This is a genomic window from Natronospirillum operosum (genome assembly GCF_004768465.1).
Classification (GTDB): Bacteria; Pseudomonadota; Gammaproteobacteria; order Pseudomonadales; family Natronospirillaceae; genus Natronospirillum; species Natronospirillum operosum.
In genome coordinates this window covers 205,467-227,190 of record NZ_SRMF01000001.1, presented here as the reverse complement: position 1 = coordinate 227,190, position 21,724 = coordinate 205,467, and the positions used below count along the sequence as shown (strand labels likewise).

Sequence of the window (21,724 nt, the reverse complement as noted above, 5' to 3'; positions counted from 1 at the left end):
CGTGGCGCCCGTACCATGCCCCTGAAAATCAGGGTGGACATGCACTGACTTCCTCAGCTGAATACCGTAAAACCAAGGGCCAGGTAGGCTCCGTAACTGAGCAGTAGCAACCCGCCTTCGAACCTGCTAAGCCGACTGCCCGTGAACAGAAAGAACAACAAAATGAGCGACGTCCCGAGCATGACCCACTGATCAAACTGCAGAATTCGTGCGTGCACTGGCAGTGGTTGCAGTAACGCGGAAATGCCGAGTATGCCCAAGAGGTTGAAAATATTACTGCCCAGGACATTGCCAATGGCAACATCGGCATGACGCCGGAACGCAGCGATAACTGAGATGGACAGCTCAGGCAATGACGTGCCAAGCGCCACCAGGGTCAGACCGATAACAGCCTCTGAGACACCAAGCGACTCAGCTATCCCCACTGCCCCCTTCAACAAGACTTGTGAGCCCGCTATCAAAAGAACCAAACCGAACACAACGGCCATGACGATCCAAAGCGTCGTCCTGGGAAGCGTAGTTACCTCTTGCCCTTCCGCCTGGTGCAACTCTGCTGAAGGGGACTCCCCGGAGCGTTCTGTCAAATAAGCCCAGATCAAGTATGCGGCCAGCGCCAGCAGGAACAGGGTAGCGTCAGACCTGGCCAATGCATCACCACCCACAAGGACAAGAAACAGCATGCTGGCCGCAACTACCGTAACACCATCACGCCGCAATACCAGCGGCTTCACAGCAAGAGGCGTTATCAGTGCGCACACACCCAGAATAAGCAAGATGTTGCCAATATTACTTCCGACAACGTTGCCGATTGCAATGTCAGGCCGGTCGTTGAGAGCAGCATCGATTGAGACAACAAGCTCGGGAGCAGACGTGCCGAAGCCGACAATCAACAAGCCGCTGAGCAGAGGCGAAATCCCCAGTCTATTGGCGGCGGCCAAAGACCCTCTGATAAGTGCCTCACCGCCACTCGTCAGAAGCAAAACTCCGACGGCGACCAACAGCATGTTCAACATAATTTTAAGCTCCTGGTTGCTAGCTGAATGGGAGATGGTTGCACATGAGCCAGCCAACTCATCACCTTGCATGGCAACAGAGAGCCCGCCGGCCCTTGTCCAGGCAGGTAGCAGTCGAGTGCACTTGAGGGTTATATACGGATGACGATTTTCCCTTTGTGAGCCGAGATGCCAAGATGAGCTGAGTCACTTTGTGACGCTGTCAGGTGTCTTGTTCGCCAACCACTGATGCAGAAGAGCTTTGTCGCCCTTATGATCAGCATGGCACACCTCGGCTATCGACCAACGCAGCACTTCCGGTATCGCTTCTGCATCTGACAATGCCACTTGCCGAATGATAAAGGCCGCCGGAGCACGTGACATGATTTTGGAATACACTGCCTGCGTTATGCTCATCTGAAACTGGGCTATCTCGGAGCGCCGGCTTGTCTTCTTTCGATCATCCCGCAAGTGTATTTCACCTTGAGGAATGGCCACCATCCAGTCTTCAGTCATGGTTGCCTCTGGCTTCAGTTCACCGCGTCTCGCAGGTGACGTGTCTGCTGTAGAAGAATGGACGTCAGCTGTCGCATGGAAACATCCACCTCCTGATCTTCCCGCCTGATCAGGCCAACCGGCCCCTTGGTATTTTCTATCGGGTCGGTCAGCAGCCTGAGCACACCCGAATTCAGATAGTCCACCACTACCCCGTAGGAGATCATCCAGACCGCATCGGATCCCCGCAGAAAGGCACGTCCAAAGGTGTTGGAAATGGTCTCGATCACCGTCGTCGGCATGCCGATGCCCAGAGTAATCAACGCCTGCTCGACGATGGGACGAATACTGATGTCCTTTGGCGGCAGCAAAAAGGGATACTTCGCAACCTCCGCCAAACGGCTTCGTCCGGTCAACTCGAACAGCGCGTGGTCACTGCGGGCCACCAATACCAGAGACTCGGAGTACAGGTGGGTAAACTCCAGTTCTCGCATCATCTCGGGGCTGCCGATACGGGCAATGGCCAGGTCCGTTTTGCCGCTGTGCAGCAGGTCCAGCAACAGGTGGTTGTAACCCGTTTGCAACGAAATGTTCACCGGCCGCATGTTGTCGATGGAGAACTGCTTGATCGCTGATGGCATAAAGCGCGCAGCCACCGTCGGCAAAACGCCAATCCGCAACTCTATCTGGGGTGTATTCGGCCCACCTGTCAGGCCCTCATAACCGTTCTCCAAGGATGCGAGACCCGCAGACGCGTAGTGGAAGAACAGCTCTCCCTGACTGGTAAGGCTCACACCCCGTCGATCCCGACTGAGCAGTTTGGCGCCGACGATAGCTTCCAGTTCCGTCAGCGTCTTGGATACTGCCGCCTGGGTAATGTTCAGGCTTTTGGCGGCATCAGTCAGATGATTCGACTGAGCCACTTCAATAAAACACTGAAAGTGACGCAATTTGAGACGTCGGTCCATGGTTTTAATATCTCCAGGCGGTGCATGTCGGGTTTACTGCTGCTCCATCGCACCGACTTTCACTGATTCCCTCCGGTCGGGCCAGCACAACCACACCATCATGGCCGTCCCCATAGCTGCAATCAACCACAACAGGGTGTCAGGTACCGATGAACCGAAAGACAGCACATTGGGCAGAGCCAGCAGTCCAACCCCTATACGAGCCTGCCAGACCAGGGGCCTGACGACATGGCCTACCGCAGCCGCAGACAACAAGGCGATTGCCAGGGCACACCTGGCCGCCGCCAGCAACAGATCTCCACCGGAACCCAGCATCAGCAATTCTGGCTGCAGCACAAAGGCAACGGGAATGAGATAAATACCGGCACCCACCTTCAGTGACGCAAAAGCTGTTCTCCATGGGCTGGTATTGGCAACACTGGCCGCCGCGAAGCTGGCGATAGCAATAGGCGGAGTGATCATCGACAGCATACCGAAATAGAGCACATAGAGATGCGCCGCGACCGGCACAACCCCCAGTTGAATCAGCGCTGGGGCCGCCAGTGTCGCCAACAGTACATAGACCCCGACGGTGGGCATTCCAAGGCCGAGAATGATACTCAGGATCGCGGTTAACAACAGCAGAATAGCGAGCACCCCACCGCTGATGGCCAGCATCTGAATGGTGATCGCGAAGGCGACGCCAGTCAGGTTGAGTATGCCGATAACCAGGCCGGCGGCACCGGCCAGCACAATGATGTCGGAAATGGGACCCATGGCGCGAACCAGACCAAAAGCGGCCATCTGAATCCGTTGCCACAGGCCCTGCCACGGCCAGATAAAATGTACGATCAGCAGAGACGCCGTGGAATAGATACCGGCGATTTCCGGCGACATATTGCGCCAGAACAGGAAGTAAATCAGTACTCCTGCAGGCAGCAGGTAGCGCCAGCGATGGCGCTTGTTGACCTCGTCGATGGTGTCATCGTCCAGGTCCAGCTTCAGGTTGGGATCGCCCTGAATGTTCAGGCGGCGGGCTTCAAAATCCACTGACAACAGCAGGGCCAGATAAAACAACAGGGATGGCACAATGGCCGCCAGTGCCACCGTGCGGTAGGGAATCTGCAGCAGTTCGGCCATCAGGAACGCGGACGCCCCCATGATCGGGGGAATCAGTTGCCCGCCGGTGGATGCCACTGCCTCGATGGAACCGGCTACATGGCGGGAATATCCGGCACGCACCATGGTGGGAATAGTCACCGAACCGACAGCCACCACATTGGCCACCGCGCTGCCGGACACCATGCCAAACGCTCCGGAACCCACCACTGAAACCTTGGCCGGTCCACCCTTGTACCTGCCGACCGCCTTTGCAGCCAGGTCAGAGAACACGGCACTGCCGCCAAAATTGTTGAGCAGGTACCCGAACACGATAAACGGGGCGACGACAATGGCGGCAATCGCCAGAATTTGTGAGAGCAGCGCATTGGTATCCAGTGAGAGGTACACCATGATGCGCGAAAACGAGACTGGTCTGGTCTGATAGACCGCTGGCAGATGCGGCCCGACAAAAGCAAACCCGACCAAAAAGACAACCAGACAGGGCAGAAACCACCCTGTCTTACGCCGCACGGCCTCCATGACCCCGATGAGCATGAAGAACCCCATCACGACAGCGTTCAATGGCGCAGAGGCCACCTCCAGTTGCAATGCCGGAAAACGCACAGCGACGTACACAAAAAGTGACAGGACGACCAGGGTAAACCCGGTATTCAGCGCCACGAACCAGACCGGCCTGACCATTGTATTGCCTTCCAGCAACACAATGGCCACTGCCAGCCCAGCCGCCAGTGCCAGAAACTGCTCGTTGTAGTAGTAGCGCCCCAGATAGGTAGCTGCAATATCCAGCACCCAGCCGGTGATCACTACCATCAGCAACACGCTCAGGCCGGCTCGGCACCAGCCCAGGCCACACAGAACCTTCGGGTTTACCATCCTCATGTGACCCTTACTGCCCGTTTGCCCAGTCGATGACTGCCTGATGGTACGGTGTCTGCAACTGTGGCTTGTAGATATCCTCTGCCGTCAGCTCATTGAACAGCGGCAGACCAGCCACCAGGCTGTCTTTCTCTGCAATCAGACCGTCCAGCACGGTGCGCATCATCTCTTCGGACACGGTGCTATTGGTCAGCAAGAGGTTATCGTAGGCCAGTACAGCGGTCGGCTCATCCATGCCGACGTAGTTGGGCAGGGGCTCAGCTACGTCAATATACCCGTCCGGGAAAATCGCCTGCATGCGCTCGATGGACTCAGCGTCGTTGTTCATTGGCAATACCCGCAACGGTACGGACGCGTTCACTTCCGATGGTTTGGCTCCGCCCAGAGCGAAGAAGAAGGCATCAGCCCGGCCATTCTGCAACTGCTCGGCACCAGCCACCACATTGGGCACCATGACCGGCTGAATATCACCGCGTTCGAGCCCAGCATTGGCCAGTACCGCAGCCATTACCTGGTCAATGGTGCCCATGGCGGAAAAACCCATCGTCACACGCTTGCCTTCCAGGTCCGCCAGGGTGTGGATGTCACTGTCTGCGCGCACAAACATGGCGGTGCGCAGCGGGAAGACTACGCCAGCGACCCGCAGGTTTTCCTGCGCACGCCCTTCGAAGACACCGGTACCGGTGTAGGCCTGATAGGCTTCCAGCACGTTGGCAATACCAAAATCCACATCGCCATTGTTCAACAGCGGAATCAGCACCGTTTCGCCGGAGCTGGGCTGAACCCGAGCCTGAAGCCCCATGTCCTCATTCATTACTCGGGAGATCACCGAGCCGGTTGTATAACTTATCGTGCCCTGGGACATGGTTCCAACACCGACGGTCTGAGCCAACGCGTGTGCGGGCAGTGCCAAAGCAGCCACCACCAGTGCTGCCGACAGACAACCTTTAGTCATAATACTCATGATTAACCCTCTGCGGTCGTGTGAACTGGTCCGCCTGCATCTCCGGTGTGAGCCCGCAATTTTCTGCCGGTATCATCATCACCCAGAGCAAGGCAGGTGACGTTCAATTGGTTGTTGTGATTGTTGTACTGAACCCTCAGTAGAAACCGACTATAAGGTGACGTCCTGCCAATTAGTAATGAATGTTCAGTCACCATGATTAACCACAGGTTAAGTATCTGTGCCGAGCTCGTGCATTCCAAAATGTTATCCACTGAGCACAAAAACTCAATTTAATTAACTTTTCTGCGGAAGCATACTCTATCGCAACAACGTCGTGGCTGAATCGCCCCATAACGATAAGAACGGATTGCGAGGTATATCCTGATATGGCTTTTGACTATGCAAGCCCAGACCGCAGAAGGTTTTACGATAAACTGTCACCACTGCACGCAGCACCCTTGTGGGAGGTACTGAAGGACATCGTACCCAAAGAGCCGGCTTCCAAAGCCTCGGCTCACCAGTGGCGGTACCAGGAGCTCAGGCCACTGCTGATGGAATCCGGCCAACTGCTTACTGCCGAGGAAGCCGAACGCCGTGTCCTGGTGCTCGAGAACCCGGGTTTTCCCGGAGAATCCCGTACGACTGCAAGCCTGTACGCCGGCATTCAGTTGATTCTTCCTGGTGAGACCGCACCAGCGCATCGGCATACCCCGTCCGCACTGCGTTTTCTCATTGAAGGCGAACAGGGCTTCACGGCTGTAGGTGGCGAGCGGACTACCATGCGCGAAGGGGACTTCGTCATTACCCCTGCCTGGGCCTGGCATGATCATGGCAATGACGGCAATGGACCGGTGGTCTGGATGGACGGTCTGGACATTCCCATGTTGCGGTACTTTGAAGCCGTGTTTTCGGAACAGTCCAAGAGCAGTCGGCAGGTAGTTTCCAGACCAGAGGGCGACTCCATGGCCACATTCGGCCAGGGTATGCTGCCGATACACGCCGAGAGCCCCTACGGTGCCACCACACCCATCTTCAACTACCCCTATGAACGCAGTCGCGAAACGCTGGTGACCACTGCGCAAAACCGCGAGCCCGACCCGTATTCCGGGCACACCCTGCGTTACGCCAATCCCATTGATGGTGGCTGGGCCATGCCCACCATGGCCACCTGGCTAACCCACCTGAAAAGCGGGGAGAACACATTGCCGGTGCGCTCCACGGACAGCATGGTGATGCACGTGGTGGAAGGCAGCGGGGAAATCACCATTGATAACCAGGTCATGGTTTTCCAGGCCAAGGACGTCATCGCCATTCCGGGCTGGCAATGGCGCCACATAAAGCCGTCACAAGACTGCTTTCTGTTCTTCTTTTCAGACCGTGCGGCACACGAGAAGCTGGGCTTCTTTCGTGAGCAGAGGCAGTAATTCAATACGAGGAAAAATCATGCGAATCTGTCGTTATAACAACAACCGGGTCGGCGTTGTAAGCGGCGACGAGGTAGCGGACGTGACAGCCGTCGTCATGGACTGCTTACCACCACAACAGTGGCCTTTCAAGCGCGGCGACGCCTTTGTGGCCGCGCTTGATGACCTGCGCCCCAAGCTGGAAGAGGCCGCCGCAACAGCTCCGCGCCAGAAACTGGCGGACATCAAGCTGCTCAGTCCCGTGGCCAACCCAGGCAAGATCATTGCCGCCCCAGTCAATTACATGAAGCACATTGAGGAGTCCCGCGAAGACCAGGGCATCAACTTTGGCACCGAGGTGTCACTGATTGACCGATACGCCCTGTTCCTGAAAGCCAACAGCTCTCTGGTTGGCGCCAGTGAAGGGGTGCAGATACACCATGACGATGGCCGACGCACCGACCACGAAGTGGAGTTGGGCCTGGTGGTCGGCAAGACCGCCCGCAACGTTTCTCTGGAAAACGCCCTGGAGTATGTGGCCGGTTACTTTATCGGTCTTGATATCACCATTCGGGGCACGGAAGACCGCAGTTACCGCAAGTCACTGGATACCTTTACCGTGCTGGGCCCCTGGTTGGTCACCGCCGACGAGTTTGGCGACCCCGGCAACATCCGGCTGAGTATCAGTGTCAACGGTGAACCACGCCAGGATGCCAACACCCGGGATCTGATCTGGTCGGTGGCCAAATGTGTGTCCTTCGCTTCCCAGTCGTACACCCTGGAACCGGGAGACGTCATTCTCACTGGCACCCCCGAAGGGGTCGCTCCTATCGCCCGAGGTGATGTCATGCGGGCTGAAATCGACCGCATCGGCGAGATGACAGTCAATGTTCGATAGCACCAATAGACCCGACCGCCCTGTCGCATAACAAGAGGCAGCACCATGCAAGCAAATCACTGGATTAATGGCGAATGGCTCGCTGGCAACAGTGGCACCGCCACTACCACCAACCCGGCCGACGGCGAAGTGGTAGGCGAATACGCTCTGGGCAGCGCCACCCTGGCGCGTGAAGCAGTGGCGATTGCCCGGCGCACCTTTGAGGCCGCCAAATGGTCAACCAGTCCTCGCCTGCGTGCCAGCGTACTTCTGGCTTATGCCGACCGCATTGCCGCACGCAAAGACGAACTGGCGGCCATGATCGTGGCTGAATCCGGCAAGCTGCAAAGTGAAGCCGTACACGAGGTCATGGGATGCATCAGCGAGTGCCGCTACTACGCCGGTCTGGCCCGCACCATTGCCGGTCGGGTCACGGAACTGGACACCAACCAGTTGGTCATGTTCAACCGCGAAGCCGCCGGCGTCGCCGCCATCATCGTGCCCTGGAACGCCCCGGCCACACTGTTGATCCGCAGCCTGGCACCCGCTCTGGCTGCTGGTTGCACTGTCGTGGTGAAGCCGGCACCACAGACTGCCAATGTTAACCGCATCATGATGGAGTGCCTGGCAGGTGTCGAAGAACTGCCCGCCGGCGTGGTCAACTCGGTCAATGAGAACGGTATCGCTGTCGGCCAGGCTCTGACTACCGACCCTGAGGTGGACGTGATTTCCTTCACCGGTGCCAGCAGCACGGGCAAGGCCATCATGAAGGCTGCCTCCGGCACCCTGAAGCGGCTCTCCCTGGAATTGGGCGGCAAAGCCCCGACGCTGGTGTGCAGTGATGCCGACCTGAACACAGCCATTCCCGTGATTACACGCAACGCCACCATTCTGGCCGGGCAGATGTGCACGGCGATTACCCGGGTGGTGGTGGCACCGGACCGGTTCGATGAAGTTGCTGCAAGACTGATTACCTCTCTTGCCGCCATCAAGACCGGGCGCGGGGACGACCCGACGTCCACAATGGGAGCCATTATCGACCGTCCCAGCCGCGACCGGCTACTGGGCAGTGTGCAGGAGGCGCGCAAAAGCGGCGAGATACTGCTGGAAGGAACAGATCCCGGCGGCCCCCTGGCCAAGGGCGCATTTATCACACCGTCCCTGATCCACATCAATGACGTCAGTGATCCTCTGGTGCAGGAAGAGCTGTTTGGCCCCGTGCTCAATATCGAACGGGCCACAGACGAACACGACATGCTGGCCCGTGCCAATGCCACCCGTTATGGCCTGGCCGCCAGCGTGTGGACCCGGGATGTCAAACGTGCTCAGCGTCTCACCCGCCATATCCGCGCCGGCTCCGTCTGGGTAAACACCCACAATCGCCTGGGCGCGGAAACCGAAACCGGCGGGTTCAAGCACTCCGGCCTGGGCCGGCTTCACGGCGTGGAAGGCCTGAACGACTTCCTTGAGACCAAAACCGTGTTCTACGAAACCGATGACGAGATCTGATCGGGTTTACAGAGGGACTTCGATGTCTCAACCGGCCCCTGCGATCCACTGGCCACACGTGTTGTTCGATGACGCGGGCCAGATGGAATTCATAACAGCAACCAAATGCTGAGAGCTGTGTAGCCAGCTGATGCATCAGCCTGCGGTGGTCTGTCAACAGGCAACCAACAGGATCAGGAGTAAAGCTTATGTCCATAGAGAAAGTAATCATCGCCGGCGGCGGCATTGGTGGTCTGACCGCTGCCGCCAGCCTGCTACAGGCCGGTGTTGACGTGGAAATCTACGAACAGGCGTCACAACTCGGGGAGGTGGGTGCCGGTATTCAGGTCAGCGCCAACGCCAGTCGTGTGTACCAGCACCTGGGGCTACTGGACCGCTTGGTCGACTGTGGCTACAGGCCGGACGAATATCGTTTTCGCGTATACGATGAAGGTGACGTCCTGCAGCACATCCCGCTGGGCAATCAATACGAACAACGACACGATGTACCCTACATTTCCGTACACCGTGCCGATCTGCACCGAATACTGGTGGACCGTGTACGTGAACTGAAGAAGGACGCTATCCACCTGTGCGCTGAAGCCGCCGAGTTTGTCGAAGACGAGCACGGTATCACCCTGCACTTTACCAACCGTGAGCCTGCTCACGGCGACCTGCTGATTGGCGCTGATGGCATCAAATCTTCCATTCGCAAGCAGATCGCCGGCGACACCCCGGTGAACTACACCGGCGACGCCTCCTGGCGCATCATTGTTCCCATGAATGACCTGCCACAGGAGCACCGCCAGACCAGCGTCGACATCTGGGTTGGCCCCGGCAAACACGCCGTGACCTACCCATTGCGTGGCGGGGAGTTGCTGAACCTGGTGGGCTGTGTTGAGCATGAAGAGTGGGACGATGAATCCTGGGTCGCGGTCGCTCCCTGGGAAGAAATGGTACGGGATTTTGCCGATTGGCACCCCACCATTCAGGAGATCATCCAGCATGCGGACCGTGACAAGTGCTACCGCTGGGCCATGAACAACCGTGCCCCCATCCGCAACTGGAGCACCCAACGCGCCACCCTGTTGGGTGATGCGGCACACCCCACCCTGCCCTACATGGCTCAGGGTGCTGCCATGGCGGTTGAGGATGCCGCTGTGTTGGCGCGAGCGGTGCAGATGGAGTCGGACGCTACGGCGGCGATCGATCTGTATCAGCGGAACCGGGTGGACCGTACTGCTCGTATTGTCAACGAATCCTCCGCCAACCGGGACCTGTTCCATCTGGACAGCACTCAGGCACTGCGTGATGCATTTGCCAAGCGCGACATGAATGCTGAACGCTCCGCCTGGCTGTTCTCGTACGACCCCGTCAACGTCCCTCTGATGTAACCACCAGCGGGTAATGAGCGGGTTTTTAAACTGTTGATAACCGAAATCATCGGGAGATAACAATGACAACTACCAAGATAGCGAGCATCAACCACAAGGGCCTCGTGGCCCTGGGGCTCAGCCTGGCTTTTGTAGCCAGTGCACAGGCTCAGCAACTGGGCATCGGAACCTCAGGCCAGGGTTCTGCCACCTATGGCATTGGCGCCGCCATCGCCAATGTAATTTCCAGCGAAACGCCGGAAGACTTTACCGTACAGCCCTATGGCGGTACCGGTCGTGTGGTACCCCTGGTCGATACGGGGCGCACCGACTTTGGCCTGGCCAATATCCTCGAGGTGACAAACGCAGTGGAAGGCAGAGGGCCGTTCGATGGTCGTCCACATGAGAACCTGCGCATTGTCGGTGTCGTCTATCCCTTTGAAGTCGGTTTCTTTGTCCGTGAAGATTCAGACATCCAGCACATCAATGACATTGAAGGGCTGCGTATTTCATCGGAATACAGCGGTCAGCGCATCATCGGCTCTCTGACCGAAGCCCTGCTTGCCAATGCTGACCTGACTCTGGACGACATGCAGGGTGTCCCCACCTCCGGCATCATCTCCAACGCGGATGATTTCGCTGCGGGTCAGACCGACGTAGGTTTCTTTGCCCTGGGTGCCGGCAAGGTGAACGAAGTGGACGCCTCTGTGGGCGGTCTGCGTTACATTCCAATCAATGACTCGCCGGAAGCAGAGGCTCGTATGCAGGAGGTAATGCCACAGACTTACATCAGTAGTGTCGACCCCCGCGAGGACCTGACCGGCGTTCACGAAACCATGCCGCTGATGGCCTATGATTACATTCTGTACACGGGTGCCCATGTACCTGATGAAGTGATCTACAATCTCGTCGGCAGCATGATTGAACACCGTGAGGCACTGGCGTCCAACTACGCGCCGCTCAGTGGCCTCGACCCCGAGATGATGGGCAAGGACGTGGGCATGCCTCATCACCCGGGCGCCATTCAGTACTATCAGGACAACGGACTGTGGCACGAGTGATACGAGCTGAGTCAACGCTCTGACGTCGATTGACGGGGGTGCCCGACATCCCATGGCTCTTCGGTTAGGCAGCCCTGTACCATTCTGTTCGGCACGCGCAAGGTGTCGTGGGGGATGGTTCAGAGGCTCCACACAACGACAATAATCGGACCAGACCTCATGACCCAACCCAGCCAGACTCAAGACAGTAGCCCACAGCTTCCGCCACCACTGGCCACCTGGTTTCGCTGGCTACTGGCAGGCACCATTACCCTGATTGTTATTGCCTGGACGGGCGATCTGCATCGATCGATTCTGGGTCAGCCTTTTCTGGTCCAGGAGTTTTCGCTGGTTGTACTTGGCCTTTGTATCTCCCTGGTGTATCTGTCCCGGGACATTCGCGGCCGGGAGTACACGGGCCGACCCGCTTACCTCAATATGCTGCTCGCGACCGCCGGTTTCGCGGCCTGTGCCTATGCGGCGTATCGCTATCGAATACTATCAGAGCAGATGTTTTACTACCCGGAGGAGGCTTTCGCCATTTCCGCCATTATCGTACCCCTGGTCATTGACGGCCTGCGGCGCATGGTGGGCTGGCCCCTGGTCATCATCGTGCTGGTGTTCATGGCCTACGGCCTGTTCGGCGATAATGCACCCGCTCCTTTCACGGCCAGACCCTGGGACCTGATTGATCTCGGACCCCACCTGACGCTGGACACCACGGCCATGGTTGGTCTGCCGCTGACCATTGGTGTGACCGTGGTGATTCCTTTCATATATTTCGGTGCACTGCTCAATCGTGCCGGTGGCGGTGAGTTCTTTTCCGATCTGGCTGTCGCCATCATGGGCGGTTTCCGAGGCGGTGCCGCCAAGATCGCCATCGTGGCGTCCGCGTTTTTTGGCACCATTTCCGGCAGTGCGGTATCCAACGTGGCGTCTACCGGGGTGATCTCGATTCCATTGATGAAGCGCTCCGGTTTCTCCGGGCGAGTGGCTGCTGCCACCGAATCCGTGGCCTCCACTGGCGGGCAGTTTATGCCACCGGTCATGGGCGCGGCAGCCTTCCTTATGGCCGAGCTGTCACAAACGCCCTACCAAACCATTGTAGTGGCAGCCATTCTGCCCGCTCTGTTCTTCTTCTTTGCCGTGTTCATGCAATCTGACGCAGACTCCATTCGACTCAAGGTCAAGGCTATCCCCAAGGTCGAGCGCAAACCTATCGGTCAGGTGATGTGGAATGGCGGCCATTTTCTGCTGCCCTTTGTCCTGCTGGTGGTCATGCTTTTCACCTTCAATCGGTCACCTCAGGCAGCGGCCTTGTGGGCCACCGGGGCTGTGGCCCTGCTTGGGCTTCTGCGCGGCTATGGCGGCGACCGCATTCGCGCAAGAGACCTCTTTATAGCCATGCAGATGGCCGGCAGAACATCGATTGAAATCATTCTCATCGTCGCCGCCGCCGGGTTTGTCATCGGCGTGCTGAACGGCACCGGGCTGGTGTTTGGCCTGACTCGCATCATTGTTGAAATGGCCGGCGGCAATCTGGTGGCACTGCTGGTCATGGCCGGACTGATCAGTATCGTGCTGGGCATGGGCATGCCCACTGTAGCCGTCTATGTACTGCTGGCGGCACTGGTGGTACCAGCACTGATGGCGGCAGGCGTGCCGAAACTGTCGGCCCACATGTTCGTACTCTACTTCGGCATGATGTCCATGATCACTCCCCCGATCGCCATCGCGGCCTACGCGGCCTCCAGTATCGCCGATGAGCGACCGTTGGGGGTCGCGTTTACTGCCATGCGCTACGCCTGGATCGCTTATCTGGTGCCGTTCATCTTTGTATTCAGACCAGAGTTCCTGCTCAACCAGGCGCACTTTGACGCGACCGGGCTGATAGAAGTGGTTGCCGCTGCCGTGCTGCTGGTGCTGCTTATGAACGGCGCTTTCTCCGGTTATCTGAAGGGTCGACTAGGACCCCTCAATCGCCTGATCCTGTTGGCGGCTGGTGGTGCTGTGCTGATTGGGATCACCAGTCAGACCTACCATTGGGTTGCCTACGCGGCGGGTGTACTGGCATTTGCCTTGATCGCGCAGAGGCACTGGCTGGTCCCAAGGAGCGCTGAAGCATGAGTGAGATAACGGCGGCCAAGGCACTGCTACAGCGCCTCGGGTTTCACGGTGTAGAGTACCTGTTTGCGAACGCAGGTACCGATTTCGCGCCCATCATCGAAGCCTATGAAGCCGCCGGCGAGGAAGCCCGCACCCGATTTCCGGAACCGCTGGTGATACCGCATGAGACCGCTGCCGTGGCCATGGCACATAGTTACTTTCTGGTCACCGGCAGACCACAGGCGGTAATGGTGCATGTGAATGTGGGGCTGGCCAATAGTGTGATGGGCCTGCTGAATGCGCAAAGCGACAATGTGCCCATCATCATGCTGGCGGGCCGCACGCCTATTACCGAGTATCAGCGCCACGGCAGCCGCATGACGCCCATCCAGTATGGTCAGGAAATGCGGGATCAGACCGCCATGGTGCGCGAAGCGGTGAAATGGGACTACGAGCTGCGCTACGGAGAGCAGATGGTGGATGCCGTTGACCGCGCCGTAGCAGTGGCCATGAGCCACCCCTTCGGCCCGGTATTTCTTGCCCTGCCGCGCGAACCTCTGGCAGAAACCATTACCGGCGGGCGGCAACCCGACGACCCCCGCTGCCAGCAACCGGCCCATGCCGGCACTTCGGACCCGGCGACCGTGGTGCGCGTGGCGGAAATACTGCTGGCCTCGAAAGCGCCGCTGATCATCTGTCAGCGCGGTGACCCGGAGGGACGACTCGGTGCCTCACTGGCCGAGTTTTCAGCGTCCTTCGGTATTCCAGTGGTTGAACCCTTCCCTATCCGTAATGTGATGTCAGCGAGCCACCCACAGCATCTGGGGTATCAATTGGGTGACCATCTGAGCCACGCTGACGCCGTCCTGGTCATTGACAGCCCGGTACCCTGGATTCAGCGCCACACCCAGCCCCGGGAGGGTGCCACCCTCATGCATGTCGGAGCAGACCCATTGTTCAGCCACCTGCCCATGCGCAACCACCCCATCGACATTGCTCTGCAGGCGGACCCATCTGAGGCCATTGAAGCCATTGCCAGTGTGATGCGTGAACAAAATCTGGCGCCGCATCGCAACCTGCATCAGGCCGACATGAAGGCAAAGCCCAACGCTACCAGGGCCGACTGGAAAAGCATGGCCGAACAGTCGCCGGTTCCTCCCGCCTTTATTGCCCACGCACTCAGCAAACATCTGAATGCCAATGCGCTGGTGTTTTCCGAACTGGGGCCGCCGCCCGGGCCTGCCCGTGTATCAGGCCCCAATCAATGGTTTACTCCACCCTTTTCCGGCGGCCTGGGTTGGGGCCTGCCCGCTGCCCTGGGCGCCAAGTTGGCACACCCCGAGCGACTGGTTATCAGTTGCGTCGGCGATGGCTCCTACCAGTTTGCCAACCCGGTGGCATGCCACCAGGTGGCGGAGCGGTTCGGCCTGCCCATTCTGACTATCGTACTCAACAACAGCGCGTGGAATGCTACTCGCCGAGCGGCACTGAACATGTTCCCGGACGGAGCCGCTTCCCGACAGGACAAGCCCACCATGACTGATCTGTCCCCCAGCCCCGACTTTCTGTTGATTGCGCAGGCCAGCCGTGCCTGGACCGCCAGAGTAGAAACCGGTGGCGACCTGCAGACGGTGCTGGAGGAAGCCATCCAGGTGGTGAGCAACGAACGTCGACAAGTGTTGATTGAGGTAACAACAGCGAAGACTGACGGATTCTGACCGATAACCTGGAGAGTGCCCTGAAGGGGTCAGTGGATGGCGAGAAGCCCGCAGCTGATCAACTTCACCTAAACCTGACTGAATGGAGAATTCCCATGACTGAATACTTATTTGCCCCCCAACCTACCCCATCTGTACCAATTGATGGAGACAGTAAATATTTTCCCGTACGTCGCATATTCTGTGTAGGTCGCAATTATGAAGCCCACGCTCGGGAAATGGGCCGTGACCCCAATCGCGAATTCCCGTTTTTCTTCACCAAACCAGCAGACGCGATCATATCAGACGGCGGTGATGTGCCTTACCCACCGGAAACCAAAAACTTTCATTACGAAATTGAATTGGTGGTGGCTATTGGTAAAGCAGGATTCCAGATCCCCACAGAAAGAGCGAATGATTACATTTATGGCTATGCCGTTGGTAATGACTTGACCCGCCGTGACCTTCAGCTTGCCGCGCGGGAAACGGGTCGGCCGTGGGACTGGGGGAAGGCGTTTGATGACTCTGCCGTCATCGGGCCAATCAAGCCAGCGAGCAAAATCGGACATCCCACGACCGGTCGGATATGGCTAGCAGTCAATGGTGAAGTAAAGCAGGACCTGGACATTGCTGACTTGATATGGGATGTGGAAGAAATAGTGTCTATCCTGTCGCACACCATGCGCATTCGACCCGGCGATCTGATATACACCGGCACTCCGTCAGGTGTTGGACCCATTGAAGTAGGCGATAAAGTAACCGGTGGCATTGATGGTGTGGGTGAACACAACATCACCATCGTGGAGCCGAAGGTGGGAGCATGAGTTTAATACTGCATAACTTTTTTCGCAGTTCAGCGTCGGTGCGTGTGCGTGCAGCGCTCCACCTGAAGGGCATTGACTACGAACACAAATCTTATGTGCTTCGCGAACACGAACACAAAGAGTCAAACTTTCTGGGACTAAACCCCCAAGGACTGGTGCCAGCGCTGGAACTGAATGACGGTACTGTGCTCACTCAATCGTTGGTGATCATGGAATATTTGGACGATGCATACCCACGCCATCCGCTGGTACCGGCCGACCGGCTGGACAAAGCCTGGGTAAAAAGCCTCGCCTGCAATGTGGCCTGTGACCTTCACCCGCTGAACAACTTGCGAGTATTGCAGTACATTGGCAAAGAGCTGAATCAAAGCGAGGAGACGGTCAGCATCTGGTTCCGCCATTGGGTGAATGAAACGTTCACTGGGCTGGAACAGCAACTCGCAAATGACGAACGTCGAAGAACGTTTTGCTATGGCCATCAGCCCGGATTGGCTGATATCTGTCTGTTTGCCCAAGTGGCCAACAACCGGCGCTTTAACGTCGACATGACTCCATATCCCATCATTGAAAGCATTTATGAGCGATGCCTGCAATTACCAGAGTTTGTTGACGCCCTGCCCGAAAAGCACCCCCATGCCAGTTAAACCTCATGAAATCAAAGCATTGCTCTACCGCAGCCCCAAGGGTTGCGGTTTGATTCAACAGTCATAGTGCCATCATATTGCGCAGCCCGCATGCCGATTTGAGGTTCCGGCACCTCTGCCCTAATATCCCCACCATGCTGAAACTATCCAATACAGTCGAGTTGGCGGACTGGGAAATCGAGATCACCCAGATCCGTGCTCAGGGCGCGGGCGGTCAGAACGTCAACAAGGTGGCCACTGCCGTGCACCTGCGGTTCGATATTCCGAACTCGAGCCTGCCGCCCTTTTACAAGGAGCGTCTGATGGCGCTGTCCGACCAGCGCATCAGCAAGGAGGGCGTAATCATCATCAAGGCGCAGTCTTTCCGCACCCTGGAGAAAAACAAGGAAGATGCTCTGCAGCGCCTGAAAACCCTGATCCTGGATGCCGTCAAACAGGAAAAGCCACGACGCCCCACCAAACCGACTCGGTCGGCCAAGCGCCGCCGCGTCGACAGCAAAACCCGCAAGGGCAAGACCAAGGCGTTGCGGGGGAAGGTGGAGCCCTGAAGCCTGCCGACCACAGGCGCTGCTTGCTCAATGGTTCTGCAACAACTCAACGATGTCCGAGTGTTCATTTTCGCGGGCCAACTGCAACGCTGTTTCCTCTATCAGGCTCTCGATCCCGGCATCCGCACCCAGAGCCAGCAGCAGCTCGACCGTTGCCAGATGCCCGTTCTCTGCGGCGTCCATCAGGGGCGTGCGCCCTGACCGGTGCCGGTTGTCAATGTGCGCCCCAGCGTCAGCCAGTACCTGCAAGGTGTTGTTGTGGCCTCTGTAGGCCGCCAGATGCAGGGGCGTATAACCGGTATACTGGAACGCATCTACCCGAGCGCCATGCTCGATCAGCAACTGTGCGATATCGGCGTGATCATTGTCCATGTTGACGGTGAAGTGCAGCGGGGTCCAGTCGGAAGAGTTTGTCAGGTTCACCGCTGCGCCCTGCTCCAGCAGTTCACGCACCGTATCAATGTGCCCGTTATCGACCGCAAACATCAGTGCTGTCCAGGTGTCTTCAGTCTTCGCATTCAGGTCTGCCCCGGACTCCGACAACGCCTCAGCGCCCTTCAGGAAGCCGTGGTCTGAGGCAAGGATCAGCGGTGTCCAGCCACTGTTGGTCACTGCGTCCACAGGTGCTCCGGCAGCCAGCAGCAATTCCACACCTTCCAAGTATTGGTCGTCTATCGTCTGGTGCAGACCCGTCCAGCCACTGGGCCTGGCCAGCCCCGGGTTCATGCCGGTACTCAGCAGGTAGTCCAGAATTTCGGTGTGCTGCAGACGAACCGCCTCCTGTACCAGGTGAGTAGGCGACTCTGGAAATTGGGTTGCATTCAGATGCAGGCCCCGGCGCACCAGGGCATCCATACCCTCAACATCGTTACCCAGGACGTGATAATGGGCCTCTGCAATGGCTGACCGCTGACTGCGCAGCAGTTGTTCAAAGTGCTGCCGAATATCCGGGTTTTCACTGGACAGGCCAATGTCCATGGCACTTTGGTGCTGGTAGTGCACAAAGAGATCGACGCCTGGCTCGTTCAACAGGGCCTGCAGTTCGGCTGTCCATTCACCCGCCTCCAGCAGGCTGTGCAGATGCGGCTGGGTGAACGTTTCAGTGGCCACCGGCTGCTGCGTCTGCCGCGCACAACCCGTCAGGGCCAACAGCAGAACCAACAGCAACACCGGAACCCGATGCCACCGGGCCTTCTTCACAGTGCATTCAGCCATGCGTTGACCCTCCGTACATAGTACTCCCAGGCCTGATCCAGAGCGGCCTGCAGCAGGGGTTCATGTTCCGAGACGGCACGCTCTCTCAGACGCTCACGGTGGGCTTCGGTGTAATGGCAGGCGCAGGAACGCATTTCGGCATAGAAGGTTGTTATGACGTCCAGTGCGTCGAGGTCCAGCGCTTGCCGACGCCAGAAGCTCTCCATGTCGCGCCGGATATCGGCATGAGAAATCTGGTATTCAAGCGCTGCTCGTATTTCATCCAGCGTGGCGGTTCCACCCAGATCTGCAATCTGCTGAGCGGCACCTTCTACAAAACTCGGCAGATACTGTTCGGCCGGAAACACATGCACCAGATAATCGAACAGATAGTCAATGTCCTCTGACCATTCCGGCACTTCAACACCGAGTGCCCTCTGCGCACGACGATATTCTCGCTCGACCAGTATATCGAACGGCGCCCGCTGCCGCGCCGTCTCATACGCCTCCACCGCGAGATCATGCCACTCCAGGGTACGGTAGGCATCGCCCAGTTTGGCATGCAGTACCGGGGAATCCGGGTGCAGGCTCAGGGCACGCTCGTTCAGGTGCAGGCGCGGCAAATACGCTGAGACGCGATACATGGCGAGGTTGAGTGTGTTGTGACTTCGGTGCGTTAGCAGGTAATCACGCACGAACGGCTGCAGGTCCTGCAGCGCCTCAAGATGATAATCATCAAGCTCCGAGCGCAGACTAATGAACTGAAGGCGCGTGTCGCTTGCGTCCGGGTGCTCCTCCAGCTCTGACCGGTACATCTCGAGCGCTCGCTCAGAGTCCCGAGCGCGGTGACCGTAGCCCGTACGGAAATCGTTGGCAATGGACACAGCCGGCCAGCGAAAAAGCAGTTGCAGTTGGCTGTTGCCCTCCAGATAAGGAGCTGCCGAATCCACCAGTTCCTGCAATTCAACATCGGAACCGCCCCAGCGGGGCTGCAGTCGAGTCAGGTGCTCCTGACGCACAATATAGCTGTAGGGGTTGGCATCCAGATAACTGTCGTACAGCACCCGGGCCTGATCATTGAGATGGGTCTGGCTGCCATACAGATTCACCAGTATCGCCACCGCATAAGGCTGCTCCGGCGCCAGAACCCGTGCGGATTCGGCATAAACAGATGCCCCTTCCAGGTAGGAGCTGTAACTGTCCATGCGCTCGCTGCTTATGGTGTTGGAGAATCCGAACCCACGATGCGCCCACGCTGCTTCCCACAGATGGTTGGCCATAAGCACAGCAGCCAGGTAGCTGTCGGGATGTTCGATGGTCCAGAATTGAAGGGCAGATTGAATTTCCAGATCATAGACCGCCGAAACCTCGAGCCGTTGATGGCAATCCAGTTCCAGCCTTCCCAGCACCGGCGGGTTGTCAAAGCAGGGGGCGAAATAGTCTTCCATGGCTGTGTAGTCGGCATCCCGAAGCCATTGCAGCACGCGCTGCTGGCTCTCCTGATGGGAATAATCTCGCAGCGGTGACTGGTGTCGCTCTACCGGTTCCGGATGCGTGATCAACTCAGTTCTCTGCTCTGAAAAACCCCGCGTTTGGGCATCGCCGGGCAGTGGCAAAGCCTGAAAACACAGCAGGGCCACACTGCCCACCAGAATGCGGCTGCCACCACCGAGTCCCTGAAACATAAACTACAACCTTCCCTATACGATCTATTGACATACTAGACGTCAATATTTTTGTTGGCAACCAAACACCAACTGCAACTGGCTCTGTGGTGTGTTGTACGCCGAACTGCACCGAGTGCATGCACTGCGGGCCTTGAGGTGCATTAAATCTTCAGTGGGTGTCCGGAATCCTTCAATAATCAGTTGCTCTTGCACCATCGCGCTCCAGGCGTTCAATCATGCGCCGAAAACGTTGTTCACTGACGACCCTCACCCCAAGCTTTCGTGCCTTGACCGACTTGCCTGAGCCCGTCTCCCCAAATGGCACCACCAGAAAGTCGGTCTTGCCAGAAACCGATCCGACAACCCGCAAACCTGCTGCGGTGGCTCTGCTTTTCCATTCCGAGCGTGCAATGGACATTTCGCCGGTAAAAACAACCCGAGCCTCCGGCTTGAGTAGATAGTCTTCGTTGGTCAGATCCAGACCGATGGGATTGGCCCGGGCCTCAGCCACCTCTTCAGAGCCCAATTGCAGAGCTGCACCGACTAGTTCCAGATCATACTGTTCATGGGCAGAGATCGAACCACTGCGCCACATGCTGCCTGCCAGCCCTCTCAGGAAGGTTCGATGAACCTCCATTACCTGAACCTCGCTGAGCCCCAGCTCTGTGCGCAGTTCCGCCAGTGCCTGCTGCTGCTCGGTGGAGATCTCGCGATCTTCCAGAACCCACTCCACAGCAGCCAAATAACGAGATTCCGGTGTTTCCTGATCCATGGACCAGGCCTCTACTAGCGGAGCCTCCCCATCACCCAATGGCGGCTCGTTGCCTGGCGCGTTTTCCACTTGCATGTGGGCACCCCCATCGCGCACAGTATTACGTGCAGGCACTATCGGCCGCAGGACCGGCTCCCATTGTGCAACCGGGACGGTGGGCCAGGCCCCCATGTTCTGGAAGCAGGTCTCCACCTCCCTCTGAACGGACCACGCCGGGAAACCTACCAGTTCTCTCGCCAATGCTGCAGTCGCTCGTGCGTCGGCCAGCGCATGGTGCGCCCCCTCCATCTGAATACCCAGTGCCTGACAGCATGCACCCAGCCCGGACTTTCTGAAACCCGACTGCCGCGCCAGCGTCATGGTGCAAATCTGCGGCAGTTGCGGCAAAGGGCTCTGCAAGCGTTCAAACTCCGCCGCCAACATCCCCAGGTCAAAGGCCGCATTGTGTGCAATCACTGCCCGCCCGGAAAGCAGGCTCAAGACATGTCCGGCGAAATCGGCAAAGGTGGGGGCGTCCTGCACATCCCGGGGGTAGATCTGATGGACTCTGACCACTAGGCCATGTCCCGTGTCCCGCTCCGGGTTGATCAGCGAGCACCATTCCCACTCCTGTTCTCCGTTTTCATCCAACCCAATAATGGCCATTTCAATGATGCGGTCAGACTTCGGGCTGAGACCGGTGGTTTCAGTATCGACAACTGCGTACATAAGTT

At 57.8% G+C, this 21,724-nt stretch carries 18 protein-coding genes; 10 read left to right on the top strand and 8 right to left on the bottom strand.

The features are described 5' to 3' along the window. Window positions 1-53 precede the first annotated feature (53 nt). From E4656_RS01115 to E4656_RS01095, 5 genes are all read right to left on the bottom strand, one after another. Entirely contained in the window at window positions 54-1,013 is a 960-nt protein-coding gene (locus E4656_RS01115) for a calcium/sodium antiporter (protein WP_135480409.1), read from the bottom strand. A gap of 186 nt (window positions 1,014-1,199) precedes the next feature. After that, window positions 1,200-1,508, bottom strand: a complete 309-nt coding sequence (locus E4656_RS01110; protein ID WP_135480407.1) for a hypothetical protein — start codon at window positions 1,506-1,508, stop codon at window positions 1,200-1,202. 14 nt (window positions 1,509-1,522) lie between these two features. Further along, window positions 1,523-2,455 carry a pca operon transcription factor PcaQ gene (gene pcaQ, locus E4656_RS01105; RefSeq protein WP_135480405.1) on the bottom strand — a complete coding sequence of 311 codons (933 nt, stop codon included), beginning with the start codon at window positions 2,453-2,455 and terminating at the stop codon, window positions 1,523-1,525. Between the two features lie 33 nt (window positions 2,456-2,488). Then, on the bottom strand, window positions 2,489-4,429 hold the full coding sequence (locus E4656_RS01100; protein ID WP_167855880.1) for a TRAP transporter permease: 1,941 nt from the start codon (window positions 4,427-4,429) through the stop codon (window positions 2,489-2,491). A gap of 13 nt (window positions 4,430-4,442) precedes the next feature. After that, a complete protein-coding gene (locus E4656_RS01095; RefSeq protein ID WP_135480401.1) occupies window positions 4,443-5,396 on the bottom strand; it encodes a TAXI family TRAP transporter solute-binding subunit in 954 nt (317 codons plus the stop codon). 368 nt (window positions 5,397-5,764) lie between these two features. Between E4656_RS01095 and gtdA the strand changes: the two genes are divergently transcribed. From gtdA to arfB, 10 genes are all read left to right on the top strand, one after another. Beyond that, window positions 5,765-6,802 carry a gentisate 1,2-dioxygenase gene (gene gtdA / locus E4656_RS01090; RefSeq protein WP_135480399.1) on the top strand — a complete coding sequence of 346 codons (1,038 nt, stop codon included), beginning with the start codon at window positions 5,765-5,767 and terminating at the stop codon, window positions 6,800-6,802. Window positions 6,803-6,821: 19 nt separating this feature from the next. After that, window positions 6,822-7,679 carry a fumarylacetoacetate hydrolase family protein gene (locus tag E4656_RS01085; protein WP_135480398.1) on the top strand — a complete coding sequence of 286 codons (858 nt, stop codon included), beginning with the start codon at window positions 6,822-6,824 and terminating at the stop codon, window positions 7,677-7,679. A 45-nt stretch (window positions 7,680-7,724) separates the two neighbouring features. Beyond that, window positions 7,725-9,167, top strand: coding sequence for an aldehyde dehydrogenase family protein (locus tag E4656_RS01080; protein ID WP_135480396.1), 1,443 nt, complete (start codon window positions 7,725-7,727; stop codon window positions 9,165-9,167). A 188-nt stretch (window positions 9,168-9,355) separates the two neighbouring features. Further along, window positions 9,356-10,540: an FAD-dependent monooxygenase gene (locus E4656_RS01075; protein WP_135480395.1), complete on the top strand. Its 1,185-nt coding sequence runs from the start codon at window positions 9,356-9,358 to the stop codon at window positions 10,538-10,540. A gap of 62 nt (window positions 10,541-10,602) precedes the next feature. After that, window positions 10,603-11,580, top strand: a complete 978-nt coding sequence (locus E4656_RS01070) for a TAXI family TRAP transporter solute-binding subunit (protein ID WP_135480393.1) — start codon at window positions 10,603-10,605, stop codon at window positions 11,578-11,580. Between the two features lie 159 nt (window positions 11,581-11,739). Next, window positions 11,740-13,686: a TRAP transporter permease gene (locus E4656_RS01065; RefSeq protein ID WP_167855879.1), complete on the top strand. Its 1,947-nt coding sequence runs from the start codon at window positions 11,740-11,742 to the stop codon at window positions 13,684-13,686. Next, window positions 13,683-15,383, top strand: a complete 1,701-nt coding sequence (locus tag E4656_RS01060) for a thiamine pyrophosphate-requiring protein (protein WP_135480389.1) — start codon at window positions 13,683-13,685, stop codon at window positions 15,381-15,383. The genes E4656_RS01065 and E4656_RS01060 overlap by 4 nt, the downstream gene beginning before the upstream one ends. A 95-nt stretch (window positions 15,384-15,478) precedes the next feature. Continuing rightward, complete coding sequence (locus tag E4656_RS01055; protein ID WP_135480387.1) at window positions 15,479-16,186, top strand: fumarylacetoacetate hydrolase family protein; 708 nt, start codon at window positions 15,479-15,481, stop codon at window positions 16,184-16,186. After that, on the top strand, window positions 16,183-16,830 hold the full coding sequence (gene maiA, locus E4656_RS01050) for a maleylacetoacetate isomerase (RefSeq protein ID WP_135480385.1): 648 nt from the start codon (window positions 16,183-16,185) through the stop codon (window positions 16,828-16,830). The genes E4656_RS01055 and maiA overlap by 4 nt, the downstream gene beginning before the upstream one ends. Window positions 16,831-16,964: 134 nt before the next feature. Next, complete coding sequence (gene arfB / locus E4656_RS01045; protein ID WP_135480383.1) at window positions 16,965-17,378, top strand: alternative ribosome rescue aminoacyl-tRNA hydrolase ArfB; 414 nt, start codon at window positions 16,965-16,967, stop codon at window positions 17,376-17,378. A gap of 27 nt (window positions 17,379-17,405) precedes the next feature. On the opposite strand, the gene E4656_RS01040 is transcribed toward arfB, so the two are convergent. From E4656_RS01040 to E4656_RS01030, 3 genes are all read right to left on the bottom strand, one after another. Beyond that, window positions 17,406-18,593, bottom strand: a complete 1,188-nt coding sequence (locus E4656_RS01040) for an ankyrin repeat domain-containing protein (RefSeq protein WP_135480382.1) — start codon at window positions 18,591-18,593, stop codon at window positions 17,406-17,408. Further along, window positions 18,575-20,257: a tetratricopeptide repeat protein gene (locus E4656_RS01035; protein WP_135480380.1), complete on the bottom strand. Its 1,683-nt coding sequence runs from the start codon at window positions 20,255-20,257 to the stop codon at window positions 18,575-18,577. The genes E4656_RS01040 and E4656_RS01035 overlap by 19 nt, the downstream gene beginning before the upstream one ends. Before the next feature lie 172 nt (window positions 20,258-20,429). Next, on the bottom strand, window positions 20,430-21,719 hold the full coding sequence (locus E4656_RS01030) for an exonuclease domain-containing protein (RefSeq protein WP_135480378.1): 1,290 nt from the start codon (window positions 21,717-21,719) through the stop codon (window positions 20,430-20,432). Window positions 21,720-21,724: the final 5 nt, after the last annotated feature.